Here is a 22,724-nt window from a genome sequence, read left to right as displayed (position 1 = left end):
CATATGCCTCAACCATCTGTTACAGCTCGTTTTTTTGTTCCACGCTTAGGCTCATTTCCCCTTTATCTGAGTGGTGTTTTGCTCTGTCTCTCGGTGAGCTCCTGCCAAGATCCTGAAATTAAAATCTCCCCCAAAATGGTGGTGGTGGAAAAAGTCACCACGGCAACCGTACCACTCTATGGCAATTATATTGGCGTGACCCAAGCTTCCTTAGATGTGGAAGTTCGGGCGCGGGTCGATGGCTTTGTGGAGGAGAAGCGTTTTGTCGAAGGTAGTGCTGTCAAAGCGGGTGAGCTACTGTATCAGATTGATAATAAACCTTATGTGGCGGTGGTGAATCGTTTAAAGGCCAAACTGTCGTCACAGCAGGCGATTCTCGATAAGGCCGAGCGGGATGTGAAACGCTTAAAGCCGCTGTATGAGCAGGATGCTGCTAGTCAGCTCGATTACGATAATGCGCTTTCCACCTTAGCTCAGGCGCGTTCTAACCTCACCGCAAGTCGCGCTGAGGTGGAAGAGGCCGAATTAGAACTCAGCTATACCGAAATTAAGGCGCCAATAGCCGGACTGGTGAGTCGCTCCGAGGTTGATATTGGTGCACTTGTGGGCAGTAAAGGCCAATCGCTATTGACCCGCGTTAAACAGGTCGATCCGATTTATGTCAGCTTTAATATGTCAGCGCTGGATTATTTAAATGCCCAGCGCCGCCTGACCAGTTATTCGGCGAAAAAAGAAGCCGAGGTCGAAGGTAAAGCACTCGCGGGTTTTGTGCGGATAACGCTCCCCGATAGCAGTGAATATCGCTACCTCGGGGATGTGAGTTTTACCGATCCCCAGGTGAACCCTAACACTGGCACCTTTGAGGTGCGTGCCATTCTGCCCAATCCTGAAAAGGAGCTGTTGCCAGGCCAATATACCAATGTGCGGATTAAACTGTCCGAAATCCCCAATGCGATTGTTATCCCGCAAAAAGCGACCCAAGTGGATCAGGGGGGGGTGTACGTGATGGTGGTATTGCCCAATAACACGGTCGAGCGACGTTTTATCGTGATCGATCATCAAGGGATTGAAGGTGTTGTGGTTAAAAGTGGCCTCAAAGCTGGCGAGATGGTGATCACCGAAGGCATGCACCGTGTACGCCACGGCCAGATTGCCGAGCCGTTAAGCGCGAAGGAATACGCCGAGAAGGAAGATGAGATGTCAAAAGCCGAGGCACTTAAGCGCCAAGCCTTGGAGCAGCAAAAGCAGGAGCAAAAATAATGGCGCAGTTTTTTATTAATCGGCCGATTTTTGCCAGCGTCATCTCGATTGTTATCGTGCTGCTCGGGGTGATTGCCATGTTTAAGCTGCCCGTCGATCAGTATCCTTACATCACGCCGCCACAGGTGACCATTTCAGCCTCTTACCCTGGCGCAAGCTCTACCACAGCCGCCGAATCCGTCGCCACACCGCTCGAGCAGGAAGTGAATGGTGTGCCTAATATGATTTACATGAGTTCCAAGAGCACCAACTCGGGCGGCACCAGTGTGACCATTACCTTCGATGTGGGCACCAATGCGGACTTGGCGGCGGTGGATGTGCAAAACTCCGCTCAGCAAGCTTCGGGTGGGTTGCCAATCGATGTGCAAACCGAAGGGGTGACAGTCTCCAAAGATGCGTCGGTGGAATTGCTAAAACTCGCGTTAACTTCGAACGATGAAAGGTTCGATGAGATTTACTTGAGTAATTACGCCACCATCAATATCGAATCGGCGCTCAGGCGCATTCCCGGCGTAGGCCGCACCCGTAACACGGGTTCACGCAGTTATGCGATGCGGATTTGGTTAAAACCCGATGCCATGGCGGGTTACAGCTTAACGACCACAGATGTGATCAACGCCATCAAGGCACAAAACAAAGAATCCCCCGCTGGCACCATTGGTACTCAACCTAATAATGACGACATCAGTTTAACTTTGCCCATCAGTGTGGCGGGCAGATTAAGCTCGGTGCAGGCATTTAACGAGATCATAGTGCGCGCCAATCCCGACGGCTCGATTATCCGGCTGCGGGATATTGCTGGTGTAGAACTAGGTTCCTCCGCCTATACGTTGCAATCACAGTTAAATGGTGAAAATGCCACCATTTTGCAGGTGTATTTACTCCCTGGCGCGAATGCCCTAGAAGTGACCCGCAAGGTTAAAGAGACGATGGCGGAATTGTCGCAAAAGTTTCCCCAAGGGATGAAATGGGAAGTGTTTTACGATGCGTCCATCTTTATTCAGGAATCTATCGATGAGGTGATCCACACCCTGATAGAAGCCTTGGTGCTCGTGGTGTTGGTGGTGTACTTATTCCTGCAAAATGTGCGTGCAACCTTGATCCCCGCCATTGCGGTACCGGTTTCCTTGATAGGAACCTTAGCGGCCATGCTGGCCTTTGGTTTTACCATTAATACCGTGAGTTTACTCGCGCTGGTTCTCGCCATCGGCATTGTGGTTGATGATGCCATTGTGGTGGTCGAAAACGTGGAGCGCTTAATCCATGAGAAGGGTATGAGCGCTATCGATGCGACCCGAATTGCGATGAAGGAATTGTCGGGCGCATTGGTGGCCACCAGTTTAGTGCTCTGCGCGGTATTCGTGCCCGTGTCATTTTTAGCGGGGATCACCGGCATCATGTACCGCGAGTTTGCGGTGGCGATTACGGTCGCGGTGTTGATCTCCACCCTAGTCGCGCTGACCTTAAGTCCGGCACTGTGCGCCTTATTATTAAAACCCAGCAAGGCACCGCAGCGGGGATTCTTCCATTGGCTGAATCGTAAACTCGACCTAGGAACTAACCAATATGTTGGATTAGTCGCCTTAACCAACAAATACGCCAAACGCAGTTACTTAGCCTTTGCGATTATGTTCGGAGGCACCTATTTCATCATGTCCCATTTGCCGAGCAGCTTTATGCCCGATGAGGATCAAGGTCGATTCTTTATCGATATGACATTGCCCGATGGCTCAACGGTGAATCGCACCGAAGCGATTTTAAAGAAAGCCGAGCAATATGTGCGTGCTCATCCTGCCGTGGCCTATTCATTTACGCTGGCGGGGGAAAACCGCCGCTCGGGGGCGAATCAGGCCAACGGCCAATTTGAAGTGGTACTCAAGCCTTGGGCTGAGCGCGAAGCCAGTCATGCTACTGTACAATCCGTGATGAAGGCGATAGATAAGGACTTGAAAAACGTCTTAGAAGCTGAGTTTAACCTGTATTTGCCATCGGCCGTCCCCGGCTTAGGCAATGGCTCTGGGGTGGAAATGCAGCTCCAAGATACCTCTGGCACCCATTTTGATGGCTTAATTGAAACCGCAAACGAATTAGTCGAGCAGCTAAAGCTGCAGTCTGAAGTTGCTAGTGCCAGCGTGTCGCTGCAGAGCGCAATTCCGCAATTGCATTTGACGGTCGATGAGGCAAAGGCGATGGCGATTGGGGTGAATGTGAGTGATATCTACAGCACCATCAAAACCTTAACCGACTCCTCAACCGTGAATGACTTTAACCTCTTTGGCCGTGTGTATCGGGTGAAGATCCAAGCGGAAGAGAGTTACCGCCAATTCCCGCACCAAATCAAAGATTATTATGTGCGCTCATCGAGTGGCGCTATGGTGCCGATTGGTGTGTTGGCTAAGTATGATTACACGGTTGGGCCATCTTCCGTGACCCACTACAACTTATTTTCCAGCGCTTCCATCAATGTCACGCCTGCAACGGGCTACGCCACTGGTGATGTTATCCAAGCCATAGAGCGGGTCGCAACGCCGATTTTGCCCGATGAGTTTAAATACGAATGGACAGGCATTACCTACCAAGAGGTGCAGTCGGCGAACCAAACCGGCATTGCCATTGGGTTGGCACTGTTATTCGTGTTTCTATTTTTAGCCGCGCTCTATGAGAGTTGGAGTATCCCAGTCGCGGTATTGCTGATCGCGCCCATCGCACTCTTAGGGGCGGCGGTGACGACCTTAATCAGTGGCATGCAGAGTAACTTATTCTTCCAAGTGGCGTTTATCGCCTTAATCGGTATGGCGGCGAAGAATGCGATTTTAATTGTCGAGTTTGCCACTCAGTTGCATCAGCAAGGTCGGACGCGAATTTCGGCGGCGCTCGAAGCTGCGACCATGCGCTTTAGGCCGATTTTAATGACCTCTATGGCGTTTATTCTTGGGGTGTTGCCGCTGGTGTTATCCGAAGGGCCTGGGGCCGTGAGTCGGCAATCGATTTCGTTACCCATCCTGGGTGGCATGGTGTTGGCAACCACCATAGGCATAGTGTTTGTGCCGCTATTCTTTGTGACGACCGCAGGCTGGGTTAAAAAGAAAGTCGTTAAACAACCCATTAAAACAAAAGAGCAATTACTCCTAGATCAAGAAACCGTCGAGGAGGTGAGCCGTGGTTAAGTACCATACTCTCTCCAGCCATCCATCATCGGCGACTCAGCCTATGATCCAGTCTGTTTCAGTGGGTTTGCGTTTAAAGCCGCTTTATTTGGGACTCGTGACGGCATTGAGTGTTGCAGGCTGCGCCATGGGGCCAGATTACCTGCGACCCGAGCTGGCGTTACCGAGCCTGTATCAAGCGCAGATGTTGTCGCAAACCACTGCCGAGCAGGGGAATCTAAAAGATGTCTCGGCCCTATCATGGCGGCATTTTTATCAAGATCCTGTGCTGATTTCCTTGATTGAACATGCGCTGGCGAACAATCTGGACCTACAAATGGCGCAGTCGCGTCTTCTCGCTGCACGTTCAAAAATGACAGTGGTCGACAGTGCGCTTTGGCCTGAGGTTTCAGTCAAAGCGGGATATGAACGCAGTTTAGATAGCGGTGCAACCAGCACTAATCCAAGTCCGAGTACCACCTTAGATTTAGGCGGCGCGGTTTCGTGGGAGCTAGATCTTTGGGGCGCAAACCGCAGGGCGAGCGAGGCCGCTATGGCCGATTATCTTTCGGAGGTTGAAAAACTCAGACTCACCTATGTCAGTCTTATCAGTGATATTGCCAGCCGTTATTACGAATGGCTCGATATCGAGCAGCGTTATAGTGTGTCTATCGACACCGTGGGATTACGGCAGAAGGAGCTGAATATCGCCAAGCTTCGCCATGCCAATGGCGTGATTTCGGGCCTCGATGTACGTCAGGCTGAAGTTGAGCTTCAAAGCACAAAAGTGACCTTGCCGACATTAGACTACGAAAGAAAATATAAAATAAATCAGTTACATATCTTACTCGGTGAATATGATTATGCTTTACCATCTCCCCAAGGTTTACCCGAAAATATGGGTTTACCCTATGAACTCAATACAGGTGTTCCCTCTGAATTGTTGACATTGAGACCCGATGTCAAAATTGCCGAGCAGCAGATGATTGCAGCGAATGCGGAAGTGGGTATCGCCAAGGCGGCCTTTTTCCCTAAATTTACCATTTCGGGTGTGTATGGTCGGGAGAACGATCATCTTAAAGATATCTTCGACAGTAATGGTGTCACTTGGTCACTGCTTGGCGGCATTAGTGCACCGATTTTTAACCGCGGAAAGATTGCTGCTGAATATGATATCGCCACCGAAGCTGCGAAACAGTCGATGTTAAGTTATCGCAATGTGGTGCTGACCGCTTACTTTGATGTGAACGATGCGCTGAATAATCTTAAACGTGCCCAAGAGGCCATCAAAGCGCAAAAGGAATTAGTTGAATCTTCATCGGCTTATGCACGTCTTGCTCGACTGCGTTATCAAAATGGTGTGGCCACTTCGCTGGATTTAATGGATGCGCAGCGGCAATTGTTTAGCGCCCAATTAGCCTACAGCGAGATCTTAAGGGATAAGCAATTGGCCAAAATCGCCCTGTATCGAGCGCTGGGTGGTGGCGCCGTGAGTGAATAAAAAAATCCCCGCATGGCGGGGATTTTTATCAGGTTTCGGTAGGGTGAGTGATTAGACCGCCACTTCTTTACCATCGAGTTTACGGATCACTACCGTTGCCGCACGTGGTCGCAGTACTGTACCAGCAGGCGTTATTTCGGCCGCATTATTCGAATAGGGCCAGTTACCCGGATGCTGGATGTTGGCAAAAACCGAAGTGTAATCGGGGCTGATAGCAAAGCCTGTGACTTCACAATCGTTTGGCCCGACAAAGAAACGCTTCAATTCCACTTGGTTTTCGGCCGTGACACTGGCTTGCTTGTTTGCGCTGTCCACTAAGGTTGATGGCACAATCGCCAGCATTTGATCGTTAGTTTCTTCGGCGACTTCTTTGGCACCATTATCGGTTTGCACCCATAAAATACCGCGGGCGTCGAAGGCCAATCCATCAGGGCTAGCAAATTGGTTAAGATCGGTTAAGCCCGACAGGTTGGTCTCGGCATTGCCATCACTCGGTGAGCCAAAGACAAAAATATCCCATGTGAATTCAGTGTCTTTATCACCTTCATCCCAACGAATAATATGTCCAAAGGAGTTTTTAAGCCTGGGGTTTGCTGGGTTTGCCTCGGTACGCTTAGAGTTGTTGGTCAGGGTTAAATAGGCTGAACCTGTGAAGGGGTCAACCGCACACCACTCGGGGCGGTCCATAGGCGTTGCGCCGACTAAATCCGCCGCACCTGCAGTATTTAAGATAATCTCGGCCAGACTGGCAAAGCTATCACCTAAGGTTTTACCGTCAGTCGTTTGGCTGTCTAAGGTCAAAGGCAACCATACACCAGCGCCATTTTCATTAAACTTGGCGGCATATAATGTCCCTTCATTCATATACTTATCACCCATTTGCAGGCGATTTGAGCTGTTGGCATCCTGTGGATCCCACACCGCATTCGACACAAATTTATATAAGTATTCGAATTGAGAATCGTGGCCAGAGTAGAACACCACAGGTTTACCTTCGGCTAATTTTCCGAAGGTACAACCCTCGTGGCGGAAGCGGCCAAGGGCAGTCCGTTTGATGGCGCGTGAGCTTGGATTATAGGGGTCAATTTCAACGATATAGCCGTGGCCATTAGCCTCGTTGCGGTAATCATCTTGTGCACTATTGCCCTTTGGCGTGACATCAAAACGCGCGAACTCATCGAGACGCTCCTCGGCGTGACCCGCTAAGTCATCCCAGCCATAGCGGGTGCTGCTTTTGCTGATCCCGATACGGGCTTGATCGGCGGCTAAAGTGCCGCGGTTGGCAAAGTAACCCGGCCAGTTTTCTTCGCAGGTCAAATAGGTGCCCCAAGGCGTGTAACCATTACCACAGTTATTTAAGGTGCCACGAGTCTGACTGCCATCGGGCGAATAACGGGTTTCGAGTAGTGGCGAATAGGCGAGAGGCCCAGCGATATCCATCACAGTTGCGCCGGTAAAGCGGCGGTTATGGCTGTCGTTGTAAACAACTTCCCATTGATTATTGACGAGTTTAATTCTTACCACCGACACACCGTGAGCATTAATTTCCTTACGGATTTCATCGATGATGGTACGTAATCCAGTGGTTTCATCCACGGTTGGACCATTAGGATGCAGGGCTATCTCATCGATATATTCATGGTTGATACAGAGTAAACCGTCATCGCCTGCATCATTTAATGGGAAGAAATGCATGCCATCATGGTGCATACCGACAGAGTTTGCTTGGTCATCGGCGGTATTGCTGCCATCGGCTTTCCAAGGTGCGGCCTTGGCATTTAATGGTGTTCCCCAAGGGGCAAGTACTTGCGCGCTGTAACCTTCGGGTACCACAACCGCATCCAGGCGGGCGCCGGCGACTGATGTGAAGTTTAACTTTGCGCTACTTTGAGTCGGTGGTAATGGCGGTACGGGATCGATAGGTGTTGGGGCAGGGGAATTGTCCGAACCACAACCGACTAATCCCATGCCTGCAAAGGCGGTCATCGCACCTAGGCCTAATCCGCTTTTCACAAAATTACGGCGGGATAAATGTTTATCCAACACTTGGTTAAAAGGTTCGTTATTACTTTTATTATAAAGTGTCGGGTCAAAGGTGGCCTTGCTCATATTTCACTCCAGCTAGTTCGAAGAATTAAATTTCGAAGCTAAGCCTAAAGTAGCAATATGACACTAAAGCTGAGTTTATATGACAGTAATACTGCAATATAATAATTTTTCTTATTTATTAAAAATAGCTTAAAAATAAAATTATTCTTAACATAAATATTAAAACAGTGTTATTAATTAAGTACTAATGCTGCGGTTAATCTTCTTTAGGTTTGAGGTAATGGCGTAATGAACGAGGATCCGTATGTCCTGTTCTTGCCATGATATACAAGGTATCTTTATTATTTTCATGTAGTTGTGTTACACATCCGCTGCGCAAACTGTGGGCGCCATAATATTGCGCCGGTAATCCCGCCTTTAAACAATACTGCTTAATGATCCGATAAATATCATCACCATTTAAGAATCCACTATTTCGTACGAGTGATGATTTAGATGTGACCTTATCACTGACTTGATAAGGTCTTAAGGTTTTTCCATCTCGGGAAATTGAGCGGAATAAATGACCTTCGGTAATTTTACTTTCATGTAACCAGTCCTTGATGGCATTATAGGCTGCAAAGGGTTCCGAGTCGGGTAAATTCTTCCATTCCCTTAATCCCTGTTGATTGCTTTTAGAAAAAGGCAGTCGTACTTTTAATTTATCCCGCATAAAACTTAAATATTGTACTTTTAAGTTGGCCAATTCAGAGCGGCGAAATCCGCCCTGTAGTCCGAGTTGAATGATGGCTTTATCCCTCAAGCGTAGCAGTGGATGGGGTTGTTGCTCTATCGCTTGGATCAGTAGCTCGACCTCATCGTACATGATTGGTTGCTGATCATAATCTTGAACTTGTCTATGGTGATTACGACTAAGACCACGCATCACACGGATCACTAGCGGATGTTCAGTGGGGGATGGCAATCCTGCTTGAATATGATAGTAACGGATCGCGGCTAGCCGAGTCGTTAAGGTTTGCTTTGATAGCTGAGTCCCACTGCTTGCTTGGAGCAATTCTTTTTGATGACCGATAAAAGAAATAATACTGCGCGGATCGGCGGGTAACGGCTGTAGCTGATGCGTCGCGCAATATTGCTCAAATAGGCCAAAGCTGGTCCGATAAACCCGACGGGTATTGCTGGAGATTTCGTATTCAGTTTCGGCGGCCGCATTAAAAAAATCACTGTGAACCGATTGGGGCAGTGAGCTTTCCTCAAAAAATGGCGGATCCATTTGCCTATCGCTTGGTGTGATATTCGATGTTATGCCAGAGGAGCGGCTAGGAGCACTTCCACCTGTGGAATAATGGATAATCGATTTAGACATGGGATTATTTTGCAGCCGATAAAACTGGCGCAATTATACGTAAAACCAACCTTTATCTACCAGTGATAATCGTCATTATCACTGGTAGAGGTGTTATTTGTATTTTAATTAAACGTATCGATTGAAAAGTCAGCATTATTTAACTTGGAACTGTTGGGAAGGCGGGCACAAAACTAACTCGAAGTATAAGATGCGTTCGAATAACACATTAATAAGAGATAAAGAGGAGGTTAGTTTAGTTGTTTGTTATTTAGTCAACTTCAATAATCTAAGTTAAATGTGGCGAGAAAATAATCTGCATTTATTTAGCTAGTCGCTTAACTCTGTAGGTGAGTAGCTTTATTTTTAAAAGATGGTTTAACCATTTTATGTGGTTAAAAACTAGCAGCCAAAATTTATCTTATGGTTTAGTGATGTCAAACTGATGTCGATTTAGCCACGCCAAAACAGTGGATTAGTAGACAAGATAAGTTTGTGCTCAAGCTCGTGTGTTTCTGGAGTGGGACGTTTAACCTTGTGCGGTAAAAATGAACTTATAAAATGGTGTAACCATTCTTTTAATCTATGCTGTTTGTCGGTATCATAAGTCTATTCAAAAACAATTATTAGTAAGTATAAAACCATACCAATGACGACAAACACGCTATGGGAATATCATCACACCGCGCCTACAGCGGGCCGAAAATTATTACTGTTAGATAAAACTGAATTAGTGTTTGCCTTGCCGTTAATTTATCGCATGATTCATCCCGAGAGTGTCACTGAGCGGGCAGAGTGGTTTCAGTTAAATCAATCCCAATCTAGTTATACCGAATTAATTGCGAATTTAAATTTGCTGGTTCAACTGCGCAAAAAAAATCAGCCCGTTGATCAGCAACTGCAATTCGTAAATCGAATGCTGAATCAATATTTCAGTGATTTGGGTTGGCGCATGGTGCGAAAAGAACTTTCACAAATTAAGAAACGCCAGAAAAAATCCCATATCGAAGTCAGCAAAGATATTATTTTGCGTTTGAAGCGTTATATGGAACTCGAACGTTTGGACAGTTTTGATCAAGCGCTTGATACGTTATTATCGGAACATGCCGCAGCCGTCACTGCCATGACTGATGACGATAGCGAGGCTTAAAATATCAATATATGATTTTTAGCCTTAGCGTACGTGATTTCTTACGTGTGTCACATACACTCAAAGAGAGGGAGATTAAGCGCTAAAATGACTTATTCGCTTTTGCCATCTCTTATGTAACTATCTATTTTTGATGCGTTTTATACAGGGAAACAGCATGTCACAGCATAGAAAGGTTGCCGTCCTTTGCCGCGTCGAACCCGGGTGTTTGGGGCCAGATGGGCGTGAGCATATTGAAGCTTTTTGTGCCTTAGCGCAGCAAGTGATGAAGCACTTTGCCGCCGATGTGGTGACTTGGACGCTTGTGCCTAGGTACGATAAAACGCTTCCAGAAATGGAATACAGTGTCGCCAATAAGAGCCTGTCTCGCGCGCAAGTAACACAGTATTTCAATACCTTAGGTCAAGATGTTGATGCCTTTGAAGAAGCCTTCAACGACAAACTCACCGCCTTTATCAATTTATATTTAGCCAGAAAATCATAGCGACACGCTTACTCGCATTCACTCACACATTCATCTGTTTGCGTAGTCGCTTCCACCCTTGTGGTGGCATAAGGATTTGTTTATGTCTTATTCAATAACGCCGTCAGCTAATGCAGCGGATTATGCGTCATTATTACAGCAACAGTTTGGTTTTGATGGATTTAGGCAAGGGCAGCAGGAGGTTGTCTCGCAACTGTTGTCGGGCCATTCGAGCCTTGCTATTTTTCCCACCGGCTCAGGAAAATCACTCTGTTACCAATTTACCGCGCTGCAACTTCCCCATTTAACCTTAGTGGTGTCACCTTTACTGGCATTGATCAAAGATCAACTGAGTTTTCTGCATGAGAAGGGCATTAAAGCGGCAAGTATCGACTCGACCTTAACACCTGAATTAACCCAACAGGTGATGCGTGATGCTCGCTCTGGCGAGTTAAAACTCCTGATGGTGTCGGTTGAACGTTTTAAAAATGAGCGCTTTAGGCAATTTATTCAATCCATTCCTATCTCTATGCTGGTTGTCGACGAAGCACACTGTATCTCGGAATGGGGACATAATTTTCGCCCCGACTATTTAAAGCTTCCCGATTATCGCCGCGAATTAGCGATTCCATTGGTGCTGTTACTCACGGCCACAGCGACACGTAAAGTGAAACTGGATATGGCGGCGCGCTTCGATATCAAGCCACAACACATTGTTCAAACAGGCTTTTATCGTTCAAACCTCGACTTGACCGTCTTGCCTGTGGCAAGCCAACACAAACTGACGGCACTGCAACAGCAGCTTAATCACTTTACTGGCACGGGGATTGTGTATGTGACTTTACAGCATACAGCGGAGGATGTTGCGGCGAAACTTTGCCAAACGGGGTTTGATGCGAGTGCCTATCATGCGGGCTTTGAAGATGAAAAACGTCAGCAAATTCAGCAAGATTTTATGCAAGGTAAGATCCGCATCGTGGTTGCGACCATTGCCTTTGGAATGGGAATAGATAAAAGCAATATTCGCTTTGTGGTCCACTACGACCTACCTAAATCCATCGAGAATTATTGCCAAGAAATCGGCCGTGCAGGAAGGGATGGTCAGCTCTCCCACTGCGTGACCTTGGCCAATTTAGATGGCATAAACACGGTCGAAAATTTTGTCTACGGCGATACGCCAGAACTGGCCAGTATTGAAGCCGTGATTAATAACATTCGCGCAGAAACCCACAATGGGCGTTGGGAGCTGCAACTTCATCAGCTGTCAAATGTGAGTAATATCAGACAACTCCCCCTTAAAACCTTACTGGTTCAGCTTGAAATGCTGGGCGTGATTAAACCGCTTTATGCTTATTACGCCGATATCAGTTACCGTTTTATTGAGCCACAAGCGCAGACCTTGAGTCAGTTTTCCCCAGAGCGTCAGGCATTTTTAAATGACATTTTTACCCATACTCAGATGAAGCGGGTATGGGGCAGTTTAGATTTTTCTGCGCTCTACCAAGCCACAGGTGCGGAACGTACTCGGGTATTAGCGGCATTAGAATATCTTGCCAGTCAACAGCTTATCGAATTGGAAGCAAAGCGAGTGACGGATGTCTGTCAAGTGAATACTGAGATGTTAGCACAGGGGCATTTAGCCGATGAACTCCATCAATACTTTACCGACAAAGAGGCGAAAGAAGTCGCCCGTATTGCCCAGTTAGTGCGATTTTTTGAGCTAACAACTTGCTTAAATTACAATTTGGCCCGCTATTTTGATGATAATGCTGCGCCTCAATCCTGTGGTCATTGCAGTGTATGCCGTGGACAATTGGCTAAATTGGCGTATTCCGAAATGCCAAACTGGCCTGATGATGCGCAGCTTAAGGCCGATTTGCATGAACTGGCGCGTATGGCGGAGTCGAAAGGTCTAGCTTCATTATCCTTAGATACTGAATGCCGGTTTTTGGCTGGCATGACATTACCGCTGTTTACTCGCCTACAAGTACGGAAATTATCGGGTTTTGGTCGCTGCGAACACCTCAGATATGCAGAAATTAAAGCTAAATTAGCGCAGTTAGCCGACGAAGCTTGCTGATAAAAAAGGGCATATCTTGTGAGATATGCCCTTTATATAACCGTAGTAATACAATTAAATAAACAACTTATATTGATGCGTGTTTATTTAGCGTAGTGATAAGTAGAATCGACTTTCCAAGTTCTAAAGCGCAGCTCAGTGCCTTCCGGTAGATAAAATACCTTAGGCAAACGGCTGTCGTAACGCATTTTAAGTTCACCTGGAATGCGGACAAAGGCTTCTTTTTTCGCCATATCTAAACAGGCCATCATAGTGCTTGGGCCTTCAGAGACTTCTGACACTTGATAATAGTTATAACCCCAGCCCTTAACCGAGAGTTCTTTTAACTCGCCGTTCAGACCATGCTTATTACAGTCGACTAATTGGGTCTGGCCAATTTGGATTTCGACCATGTAGTCGTCTTCATTCTCAAGTTTTGGTAAGGTCAAAATATGTTGCACCATACCCGCCTCAGGTGCCGGAAACATTTTCGAGGCTTCTTGCTCGGCATAATTTTTATGGTTGAAACTCGCGACACTGATCATAGGTGCATTTAATCCCGTTGGATGTGGTGGGCTCACTGCTGCGGCATTAAAAGACAATAATGCAAAGGCAAGGGGAAGTGCCGCAGTGTTAAATAAGTGAGTCAATTTCATAATAGTCTCCTAGTGATGTTGATAAGGCATAGCACAGATGGTTGTACCATCATTTGCTGTATTCTTATCTTTGTAAACGTAGTAGCTGCAAAAAAGGGTTAATCTTTTTGAAAATTTTTTCAAAAAAGATCGGATTTTCCTACAACGTCATGAAAATTATCGCTTTTAAAACTTAAGCTCTGCGTGAATTTCTGGCGCTATGATACCCGCGCCGCGGTTAACCTGAGCTGAATAGCACGGGAATATCCACCGAATGATTGATGGTAATATCTCTAAATGGCTTAATTTGTTGACTATAATCTGTTCAGAAATAATAAATATCGGGTTGAAATAGGGCATGAATGAATTTGAGCCATGGGATCAAGAAACGCTAGATAAGATTAAACAGGATCCGACCATTCTCAAGTTATTGGCCAAATTACCGCCACACATTGCCGACAGTTATACAAAAGAACAATTAATGGGGATACGTGTTGCCTTGGGGGATAGAACTTGGGGTAAACACTTTATTGATAACCGAGGTACGTTTGCGCTGCCTTTTATTAAATGGCGCTTTTATTATGTATTTCTTTTAGGTAAAAACCGACGCGCTTATACCCGCCGAGAAAAACGCTTCTCCTTGGTGATGTTTAGCCTGTTCTTTTTTGCCTTTATCTTGCTGTGTACCTTGTTCGGCCTCTTGCTGTTATATCTGCTTAAATCGGCGCTCGGTATCGATTTATTACCCGAAACCTCACTCGGGATCTGGGATTGGTTTAAAGACACCTTCTAATAAATGGCTTTAAACCAAGGTCCGATGGCGGATTTATTTATATCAGAGCTTTTATACCAGAACCTTTATTTCTAGCTTTCATATCCGAGGCTTGATATCAGTGCCAAAGGTAAACTTAAACGACTGAGTTTGCTCTTGGCGCAGGTGCCGCTCTAAATGTGCAAAACTGTCATCATGCATTTCATCCATAGACACTGAATCTGTCGCTAAGCGATCCGCTGATAAGCCAGTAGCGTGCTGCGACCAATACAAACGCTGTAATTGTTTGTAAGCCTCGCACGGCTGGGGTTTGACGTTAAGGTGACTCATCTTCTGCAGCAATGCCAATAAGTGATCGAATTGATAGGCGACCTGGCCAATACTGAGCGGATCTTGACCTATATCGTAGCAATCGCGGCTCTGATTGAGATACTGCTCATGGTCGAAACGGTAAAAGATGACAGGGATCTCAAGTGGTAGTACATCGATAAATAACGATGAATAATCGGTGATCAGCAGGTCGACACGATGCAAAATCCCGTAAACATCATCCCAATCGCTGATATCAAGTACATTGGGATAGGCACAAAACTGCGCTGCATAGTGGCGTTCATTGGGATGTAGGCGTAACAGTAACAAGGTATCTGTATCGACTAAATGTTGGGACAAGGTTTGCCAGTCAAAAGCCGCTTGGTAGGGCGAATCGTTATTACCTCTCGTTAAATGTGGAGTTAATTTTTGACTGTTTTGCCATAGAGCATCCCGCCAAGAAGGCGCATAGAGAATGACTCGGCGATAGGCCGTCGAATCATCCTTTAAGGGCAGCGCTTGGCGTTGCTCTGGGTAACGCAGATAGTAATCGGTGCGTGGGTTAGTACTTGATAGCAGCGAATCCTCTTTTAACCGAAAGGCGCGTTGGAAACTCTCTCCGACCAATGGGCTTGGGCTTAGCATCAAACTCGGACGGACATATTCCTGGTGGTAATGCAGCGACTGCAGTCCAACATGCCACAGGGAGCGGGTTTGATACTTGGGGGCTAACGGACCTGTGGTGATATCGAACTCGATTTTTTTAAGTGGCGAGCCATGCCAGAGATTAATGCGAACCGCACCCGCTGCAAGCCACTGATTAATATCACCAATATAACTGTTGTACACATAGTATTTGGCCGTGAGCGCATGGTAAATGCCCAGCAGGCTCCAACGTGAATGGACGGTATAACCTTGTTGCCTGAGAGTATGGATAAGGGTTTTATCGCCACTGATCCAAATGGTTTGCATAAAGTGAGTCCGCTGCCAATGCAAAAACAGGTATTTGCTATTGTCGGCAAAACGGTTCTTGTAGCAGCCAAATACCGCCTTGTTAGCGTTTCTTGGCACTAACCAAGATAGGGTGAAAATGCATTTCTTCAGTAAGGCTAATGCTAGATTTGTGCCCATGATATCCCTCACTTACCCTTTGATTTCGATGATTTCCTTCAATCTCGGCCTTACTTAATCAATTGGGGAATCGTTAGCGCCATCTTAGTGTGTGGCATAGCCAGATTGGTTTTGATTTCCGTGGTTGAAATCGCTTCGGTGCGGCCTAAGTAAATCACCTGACAAAGGGTGCCGAGGTAATCAAACTTGCCTTGCCAGTCATCCCCCATGCCGAAGATGTCGACATCTAACGCCACAATATCTTGAGGTTTTTGCTGCCAGTGTGTCTCGGGGATCACTAAATCGACGTACTTACAGGCGGCCACCATTTCGGCGCGCTGTTGATAGTTGAAAAAGGCCGCTTTGCCCTTGAGCGCATTAAACTCATCGGTCGAGACGCCGACGATCAGTTTATCGCCCATGGCTTTTAAGCGCTGAAACAACCTCACATGACCATAGTGAAATAAGTCGTAGGTACCATAAGTGATGATGGTTTTCATTGTCCGTTCCCCCATTCATTGGCGATATCTGGCTGGCTTGCACTAAGTTGATTTGTGCTGGGCTGTTTTGGCATGGCAGAGCGTGTTGAAGCCACTGATTTAGAAACTAATTGAAAGCACAGTTTGATCACTTGATAGCATTGCGATGCCTTAGGCTTGCTAAGAAACTCCTGCTCAATCAGCCCTTGTTCTTCCTCTGGCAGTTCGGCGCCAAGCAGTTGTAGCGGGCCGTAAACGCCATATAGTGGCGTAGCTTCGCTAAGCTCGGATGCTGAATGCATCTCAGGGGATTGACTGCCTAGCAGGAATAATCGCCCCAAACATACTTGATAGAGCTGTGGTAGCAGCGCTAATCCCATGCCTGATGGCGGCAAATTAACGCGCCACAGCTTAATCGGCTGATCCACAATACTCAGCGCTGGTCTAGACTGGCCTAGAGTTGATGAATGGCATAAGCTCCATAGCCAGAGTAATGGCCAGAAGGGCAAACTTAAGCCTAATAATATCAAGGCAATAAGACTACTCGACCAAGGTACATGGGCGTGTAAATTCTGCTCGGTTGAGGCGATAAGCCTTGGGTCATCAACTTCGATGGCGGTGTTAAATCCGACATTGATCAGCAGATTTTTACTGATGATGCAGTTATCGACATTCAGTCCTTCACCGACAAAGCTGTTCGTCAGGATCACGCTGTTACTCAGACGACAGTTTTTCTCGATAACACATTGGTCGCCAATTATCAGTTGGTCTTGCATATCCACATCGGGGGCTATCCAGGTTTGCTCACCAATCGCGCCCCAGGCTGCATGTTGGTCTAATTTGCCCGTTTGCGCTTTAGCCCCTAGGTGAAAAAACTTTGCATGTCGGCCACTTGGAATGGGGCGACCAGAAGGAGAGAGTCCAGTAAAACCACCATCGCCTATGGCTAAATTGGCATTAAGATAGGATTCGAAGGAGTCCAACATGGCGCACTGCCCTGGTAGTGGTTCCATCATGGCATTAGTGACCGTTGGATCTCGTTCTAAAGGCCAATCGAGGAGGTACAGATGGTTACAGGCGCTGGGCAATAACAGCATGCCTGGATTGCAGTCGGCCATTATGGGTAACACTAAGTGTAAAGGGCGCTTGAGGCTGTAATCGATAAAGCGTTTAATGCAAGGGGAGCGCAGCATATCGCCCCTCACAACAAGATAGTCTTGTTCGAAATCTAGTTTTAGTCGTGACATCACGCAGTTGACTGACTCTTGTTCTCTGCTGAGGAAGTAATCAATCTTCACTCCCCAACGGCTACCGTCGCCAAGATGCGCTTCGAGTTCTTTGGCATGGCTTGAGATAATCAGTTTTACCTCAGCAATCCCGGCATTGGCGACATCTTCTAGGGTGTATTCAATCAGGGCACGGTTTCCCATGGGGAGTAATGCTGGGCAGTATTGTTTATCCAGCGGTGCCAGTTCGTGTCCATGGCGATTGGCGAAAATAATGGCTTGCATAGTAACCCCCTTAGTAGGCACCACGGCTGAAAATCACGGCGGGTATGGTCTTGATAAGCAAGTACAGATCCGCCATTAAGGATTGTTGGTAGATATAATCCACATCCAACTCAACCTGACGGTCGAAGGGAATGTCGGAGCGACCCGATACTTGCCAGATGCAGGTTATGCCGGGTTTAACTTCTAAGCGGCGGCGATCGCTTGGGCTATATTGCGCGACTTCTCTTGGTAGCGCGGGGCGCGGGCCAACCAGTGACATCTCGCCCTTGAGTACATTCCATAGCTGTGGCAGCTCATCGATGGAGGTTTTACGGATAAATTGACCGACACGGGTGATCCTAGGGTCCTGTTTCATCTTAAAAAGGACGCCGCCTTGCATTTCGTTCTCCTGTTGTAAGCTGGCCAGTCGTGCCTCGGCATCTTGATACATGGAGCGGAATTTCCACATGGTAAAAGGTTGATTCCACTTGCCGACGCGTTGCTGGCAAAACAGCACGGCACCAGGGGATTCCAACCGAATAAGCAGTGCAACGATCAATAGTAGAGGCGATAGCAACAGCATGGCGATGGCCGCGACTAAGATATCGAGGCAACGTTTAACGATGCGGTTCAATAGCAGATGCAGGCGGATACGTTTACAGCGTTTAAGTGAGCCTGAGTCACTTAAGTTAGGAAACTGGGGCGTAGCTTGCGGCTGTGCCTCTGTTTGGGTTGTCGCCTTGAGACTGGCGTTAGCACGCAGTTCTTTGTATACCCGATATAAAAACAGGGGATTACCAATAATGTAGCGGCGCCACATTCTCTTGGGCTCTTGCATTAAGCGCCAGATCCACTCCATGCCGATTTGCCTTAACCAAAGTGGCGCGCGGCTAATACGGTTGGAGTAAAAGTCGAACAATCCGCCCACACCAATACCGACCGCAGGAGTAAGTTTTGCTTGATATTGATTCAACCATAGCTCTTGTTTAGGGGCGCCCATGGCCACCAACAGCACGGCAGCGCCAGATTGATTAATCTTTTTAATCACTTGCTTGGTATCGGCCTCATGGAAATAACCATGATGGGTGCCAGCAATCTTCAATTGTGGGAATCGAGACTGAAGCTGTTCGGCGGCTTGGTGGGCGACTTCTGGCGCGCCGCCCAGAAGATAGAGAGACAGATTGGCTGCAATCAGGCGCTCACATAAGAGTGGCAACATATCTGTGCCATTTAAATTGCCCTTGAGATCCACTCCCTGCCAACGGCAAGCCATACGTACCCCAATGCCATCGGCAAAAACGGCTTCACATTGATTCAAAATCTGATGGTACTGGGGATCGCAATAGGCTTTGTTTAAACAGTCGGCATTCACAAAGGCAAATGGGGTTAAGTGGTGTTTAGGGTGCTGCGCTTGTTGTACTAGCATGTCGAGCATGCCTGTCATGCTGAGGTTACGCATAGTCACGCCAAAAATCGTGACTTGGTTAGTGTGGGAGCGTGAAGCAGAGGTCAAAAGGCTATTCAAGATGGCGCTTAGCAGCGCGAAAAAGTAACGGCTTAAGCTCGAATAGGCGATGCTTAAGCTTTGCTCGCTGGACTCAAATTCAATCCCCATCCGGCGCTGCATAGCACTGATGGAAAATATACCCACTCGAGCAATACGATTAGCTTGAGGTAAATCGACTAAAGGCGTGAAGGCAAATTGGGCTTCAACCCCTAATAGGCCAATATCTCCTTTGAGTAAATTAAACAGTTGGGGGAGACGATATCCTGTGCCTTGATAGGCAAATTGCCACAGGCCAATTTGATTACGGCCACCATGCACATACACACGTTCGAATACACTTTGTCCCAGTGACTTGCGGTGAAGGTAAACCACAAGAATAAAAGGTGAGCAGAGCAATAGGGCCAGCGCCGCAATGGCGCTATCGAATAATCGAATAGACCAGCGTACTTGAGTCGAGTTCTGAGTATTCATCATGACCTCCATGCAATTTGCTTGATGCCAAGTGGGACGCTCGATAACGGCTTATAGGTGCGCTTGGCAAGAGTCACAAAGCATAATGTAGGCCAGATTGGTAAATCATTTAAAAACAATAACTAAGAGATTAATGTTTTATGGACTAAGTGGTTTTTTGCAGTTTGCTTTGCAAGCTGCAAATCCTTTTGAGATGGAAGTATCGGCTAGGGTGTGGCGATCTCTGGCACTATTATTGTCTTAACATGCACAATCTCAAACACTCGCAAAATTATGGAATCAAGTGGCAGAACGAGCGCAATGTAATAGAGACTAACCTACGACAAAAGCAAGGCGACTGAGGTAGCCGCCTTGAATCTGTAAACGATGAATATGCAACGTTTGCTGTCGCGTCTATTTGACTTATTTTAATTGGGTGGTGAGTAAGCTTGCCGTCACACCATCACGTTTGATTTGCATACGTTGGCGATAGCCTAGGTACTTTTGACCAAGGGTTTCGCACATTTGGTATAAGCCTCGGGGCATTAACCATTGCAAATAGGCCGCAATCAGCGTGGTGAGGGTGCGATTGGTTTCCTTGAGTAAGATCTGTGGTGAAGTCAGCAGTGCTTGATTGACTAAGTTTTTCGCCATACGACCATCGCCTAGGCGAATGGCTTGCCTGGCTAAATAGCGAAGCTGATAGGCTCTGGCAGCATTTTCATGCTTTAACAGGATCTTAGGGGCATAACGGCGCGCCTTAGTGACCATTTGCTCCCAAGATGCCAACTGTTTCACTAAATTCGCTGAAAGGCCGCCATGGTTTAAGCGGTAGTAAGTTAATGGTTCGGGGATCCCCTCCATTTGCCACTCGGTTGTCGCCACAATGCGAAACCAACACTCGATATCTTCCGATTGGCGAAATTGTTCATCGAAATAACAAGTGTAATGCTCGCTGTGGTTCAGCGCTTGGAAGCGAATATCATTTAAGGTTTCGCGGCGGATCACCGGCGCTGAACCATTGCCCACCGGATTGCGGCACAGCAAATGGCCAGCATCGATATCGGTAAGTTGCGGCATCTGGTAAAAATTGATCGGGTTGCCCCGGTAATCGATAAAGCTTGAACGCGAGAAGCTGATCCCCACCTTGGGCGATTTTTGCAGATGATCCACATGCAGCTTTAACTTATCCGGATGCCAGAGGTCGTCCGAATCGATAAAGGCCACATAGCGACCAATCGCATGGCGTATACCAGTATTACGTGCGGCGGCTAAGCCCTTATTCACGGCATGCTGCACGATACGAATGCGGCTGTCGCAAAATTGTTTACAGCGGGCGAGGCTATTATCGGTCGCGCAGTCATTGACTATGATGAGCTCAAAATCCGTAAAACTTTGAGCTAATACAGAGGAAATTGCTTTTGAGACAAAAGCTTCCACATTATAGACTGGCATCACCACAGAGACGGTAGGGATCATAATGAACCTCCTAATGAAGGGGATAAGCTGGGTAAACTCAATTTGAGTGCTATGGGTTTCATCACAAAGTAGGCAAATAACGGCATACAAATCAGGTAACAGAGGAAGATGCCCATGGCGACGCCTTTCAGCCCCCACAAGGTGCCTAGGCTGATACTCAGGGCCAATAGGCCAATAAAGCCAACATTTGAGACTAAGTTCAGCTTACTCAGCTCGCAGGAAATCAGCAGTTGACTCGCGGCTTCACCCAAGGGACGCGTTAAACCACTTAAACAGAGCAGAATAAATACTGGGAGTGCGCCAGCTTCAAGCCAGTGTTGACCATACACTAGCGGTAAATACCAAGGGGCGAGCGCGCTTTGTAAGCCTATGATAGGCAAGGTCACCAGCATGATACTCAGCAGGCCGTGACGGTATTTAAGCAGTGGTTCTTCACCATCACTCTGGCAGAGATGTGAATAGAAGGCAGTGCCAAAGCTTTGAATTAACCCTAAGCTAATGCCAAGACTGGTATTGACCGCAAAGAAATAGATCCCAAGCGCCTCAACACCTAAAAAGTAACCCACTAATAAATAATCAATATTTTGTCTCATGGCGAGGCAAAGATCCCCAAGCGCCACCTGAGTACCAAAGCGAAATAGTGATTTACATTGAGTTAAGTTTATCTGGCAGAAAGAACGCGCGAGTGGGGCTGTGTGAATATTTTGGATGCCAGAATGCTGTCTATGCACGGCTACCCAAATCAACACCACCAGCACTTTAGGCAGAATAATCCCCCAGATCCCTAAGCCGCATAACGCTAAGATAGCGGTGAGCACACTGTCGGCCACCGTCTGCCACAGGTTGGCCTTGGCGACGATACGCATCTTATTTTGGCGTAGGTTGGCGGCGGCATGCAGCATGCCAAAGGGGAGGAGCAAATAGCTTGTTGCCATGAGTATCATAGGCTTCACTATCTGTGCATCTTGATAGTAAATCGCTAACAGGCCACTGAGTAAGCTCAAGGCAACAAAAGACAGTACACATACAAAAAGGTTGATCAGATTGGCGCTGGCGAGATGAGAAGCAAAGGCGCTATCGTCCATCTTGATCAGTGATGCCGAGGTGATCCTGCGAATAAAAATGCTGACTATTTCAAAACTGGTCAGAATGATCGCGACTTGGCCAAAGACCTCGGGGGTGAGTAAACGGGCTAAGATAATACTGCAACCAAGGCGCACGATACGACCGCCGACTTGGGCTGAGCCTAACCACAGTATGCTGCTAGCCAATCGACGAATACCTTGGTTGTGCTTAAGGGTTTGTATCCATGCCCATCTGCTCATCGCAACACCTATCAGTTAAGAGTGCCTGTTCTGACTATTCAGTTTCTATGCCAGCTTTTTAATGTTTATTTTCTGATTTAAAAACAGGTGGTTATAGCAGTTTTGACTAGTTTTCAATTTAGCAGAGCTTTAGGTGTTGCGGTCCATTGCAAAATGCAAATCAAGATGCAACGGCCGCGAGTATTGAAAGGACAA

Annotated in this window: 16 protein-coding genes; 7 read left to right on the top strand and 9 right to left on the bottom strand. The window is 47.1% G+C overall.

Translation table 11 applies throughout. The features are described from left to right. Nucleotides 1-3: 3 nt before the first annotated feature. Genes M0415_RS05250 through M0415_RS05240 form a run of 3 tightly spaced genes read left to right on the top strand, consistent with a single transcriptional unit; the run spans nt 4 to nt 5,907 of the window. Nucleotides 4-1,260: an efflux RND transporter periplasmic adaptor subunit gene (locus tag M0415_RS05250; protein WP_249555187.1), complete on the top strand. Its 1,257-nt coding sequence runs from the start codon at nt 4-6 to the stop codon at nt 1,258-1,260. Next, on the top strand, nt 1,260-4,427 hold the full coding sequence (locus M0415_RS05245) for an efflux RND transporter permease subunit (RefSeq protein ID WP_249555189.1): 3,168 nt from the start codon (nt 1,260-1,262) through the stop codon (nt 4,425-4,427). The genes M0415_RS05250 and M0415_RS05245 overlap by 1 nt, the downstream gene beginning before the upstream one ends. Beyond that, nucleotides 4,420-5,907, top strand: a complete 1,488-nt coding sequence (locus tag M0415_RS05240; RefSeq protein WP_349627959.1) for an efflux transporter outer membrane subunit — start codon at nt 4,420-4,422, stop codon at nt 5,905-5,907. The genes M0415_RS05245 and M0415_RS05240 overlap by 8 nt, the downstream gene beginning before the upstream one ends. Before the next feature lie 51 nt (nt 5,908-5,958). Here M0415_RS05240 and M0415_RS05235 read toward each other — a convergent pair whose 3' ends face one another. Both M0415_RS05235 and M0415_RS05230 read right to left on the bottom strand, forming a co-directional pair. Then, nucleotides 5,959-8,016, bottom strand: a complete 2,058-nt coding sequence (locus M0415_RS05235) for a PhoX family protein (protein WP_249555191.1) — start codon at nt 8,014-8,016, stop codon at nt 5,959-5,961. 196 nt (nt 8,017-8,212) lie between these two features. Continuing rightward, a complete protein-coding gene (locus tag M0415_RS05230) occupies nt 8,213-9,322 on the bottom strand; it encodes a tyrosine-type recombinase/integrase (RefSeq protein ID WP_249555193.1) in 1,110 nt (369 codons plus the stop codon). A 628-nt stretch (nt 9,323-9,950) separates the two neighbouring features. On the opposite strand from M0415_RS05230, the gene M0415_RS05225 reads away from it, so the two are divergent. The 3 genes from M0415_RS05225 to M0415_RS05215 all read left to right on the top strand — a co-directional run bounded on the left by M0415_RS05225 (nt 9,951) and on the right by M0415_RS05215 (nt 12,994). Further along, nucleotides 9,951-10,451 (top strand): hypothetical protein, encoded by a 501-nt coding sequence (locus M0415_RS05225; RefSeq protein ID WP_249555195.1) that lies wholly within the window; start codon nt 9,951-9,953, stop codon nt 10,449-10,451. A gap of 157 nt (nt 10,452-10,608) precedes the next feature. After that, complete coding sequence (locus M0415_RS05220; RefSeq protein WP_249555197.1) at nt 10,609-10,935, top strand: hypothetical protein; 327 nt, start codon at nt 10,609-10,611, stop codon at nt 10,933-10,935. 82 nt (nt 10,936-11,017) lie between these two features. Next, nucleotides 11,018-12,994 (top strand): RecQ family ATP-dependent DNA helicase, encoded by a 1,977-nt coding sequence (locus M0415_RS05215; protein ID WP_249555199.1) that lies wholly within the window; start codon nt 11,018-11,020, stop codon nt 12,992-12,994. An 83-nt stretch (nt 12,995-13,077) separates the two neighbouring features. Here M0415_RS05215 and eco read toward each other — a convergent pair whose 3' ends face one another. Further along, on the bottom strand, nt 13,078-13,629 hold the full coding sequence (gene eco / locus M0415_RS05210) for a serine protease inhibitor ecotin (protein WP_249555201.1): 552 nt from the start codon (nt 13,627-13,629) through the stop codon (nt 13,078-13,080). 337 nt (nt 13,630-13,966) lie between these two features. On the opposite strand from eco, the gene M0415_RS05205 reads away from it, so the two are divergent. After that, nucleotides 13,967-14,401 carry a hypothetical protein gene (locus tag M0415_RS05205; RefSeq protein ID WP_249555203.1) on the top strand — a complete coding sequence of 145 codons (435 nt, stop codon included), beginning with the start codon at nt 13,967-13,969 and terminating at the stop codon, nt 14,399-14,401. A 78-nt stretch (nt 14,402-14,479) separates the two neighbouring features. Here the strand turns inward: M0415_RS05205 and M0415_RS05200 are convergent, their stop codons facing one another. From M0415_RS05200 to M0415_RS05170, 6 genes are all read right to left on the bottom strand, one after another. Next, the gene (locus M0415_RS05200; RefSeq protein WP_249555210.1) at nt 14,480-15,820 is read right to left on the bottom strand and encodes a CDP-glycerol glycerophosphotransferase family protein; all 1,341 of its coding nucleotides are present in this window, start codon (nt 15,818-15,820) and stop codon (nt 14,480-14,482) included. A gap of 50 nt (nt 15,821-15,870) precedes the next feature. Next, a complete protein-coding gene (locus tag M0415_RS05195) occupies nt 15,871-16,299 on the bottom strand; it encodes an adenylyltransferase/cytidyltransferase family protein (protein WP_249555212.1) in 429 nt (142 codons plus the stop codon). Then, on the bottom strand, nt 16,296-17,789 hold the full coding sequence (locus M0415_RS05190) for a sugar phosphate nucleotidyltransferase (protein WP_249555214.1): 1,494 nt from the start codon (nt 17,787-17,789) through the stop codon (nt 16,296-16,298). Before M0415_RS05190 ends, M0415_RS05195 begins: the two co-directional genes overlap by 4 nt. A 10-nt stretch (nt 17,790-17,799) precedes the next feature. Further along, entirely contained in the window at nt 17,800-19,746 is a 1,947-nt protein-coding gene (locus M0415_RS21440; protein WP_283771429.1) for an exopolysaccharide biosynthesis polyprenyl glycosylphosphotransferase, read from the bottom strand. 402 nt (nt 19,747-20,148) lie between these two features. Further along, nucleotides 20,149-21,204, bottom strand: coding sequence for a glycosyltransferase family 2 protein (locus M0415_RS05175; RefSeq protein ID WP_220055507.1), 1,056 nt, complete (start codon nt 21,202-21,204; stop codon nt 20,149-20,151). Next, complete coding sequence (locus M0415_RS05170) at nt 21,201-22,529, bottom strand: oligosaccharide flippase family protein (protein ID WP_249555216.1); 1,329 nt, start codon at nt 22,527-22,529, stop codon at nt 21,201-21,203. The genes M0415_RS05175 and M0415_RS05170 overlap by 4 nt, the downstream gene beginning before the upstream one ends. Between the last annotated feature and the right edge of the window lie 195 nt (nt 22,530-22,724).

The organism is Shewanella sp. 10B, assembly GCF_023475885.1.
Classification (GTDB): Bacteria; Pseudomonadota; Gammaproteobacteria; order Enterobacterales; family Shewanellaceae; genus Shewanella; species Shewanella mangrovisoli.
Note: the sequence above shows the minus strand (reverse complement) of the source record. Positions and strands in the feature narration are given on the sequence as shown.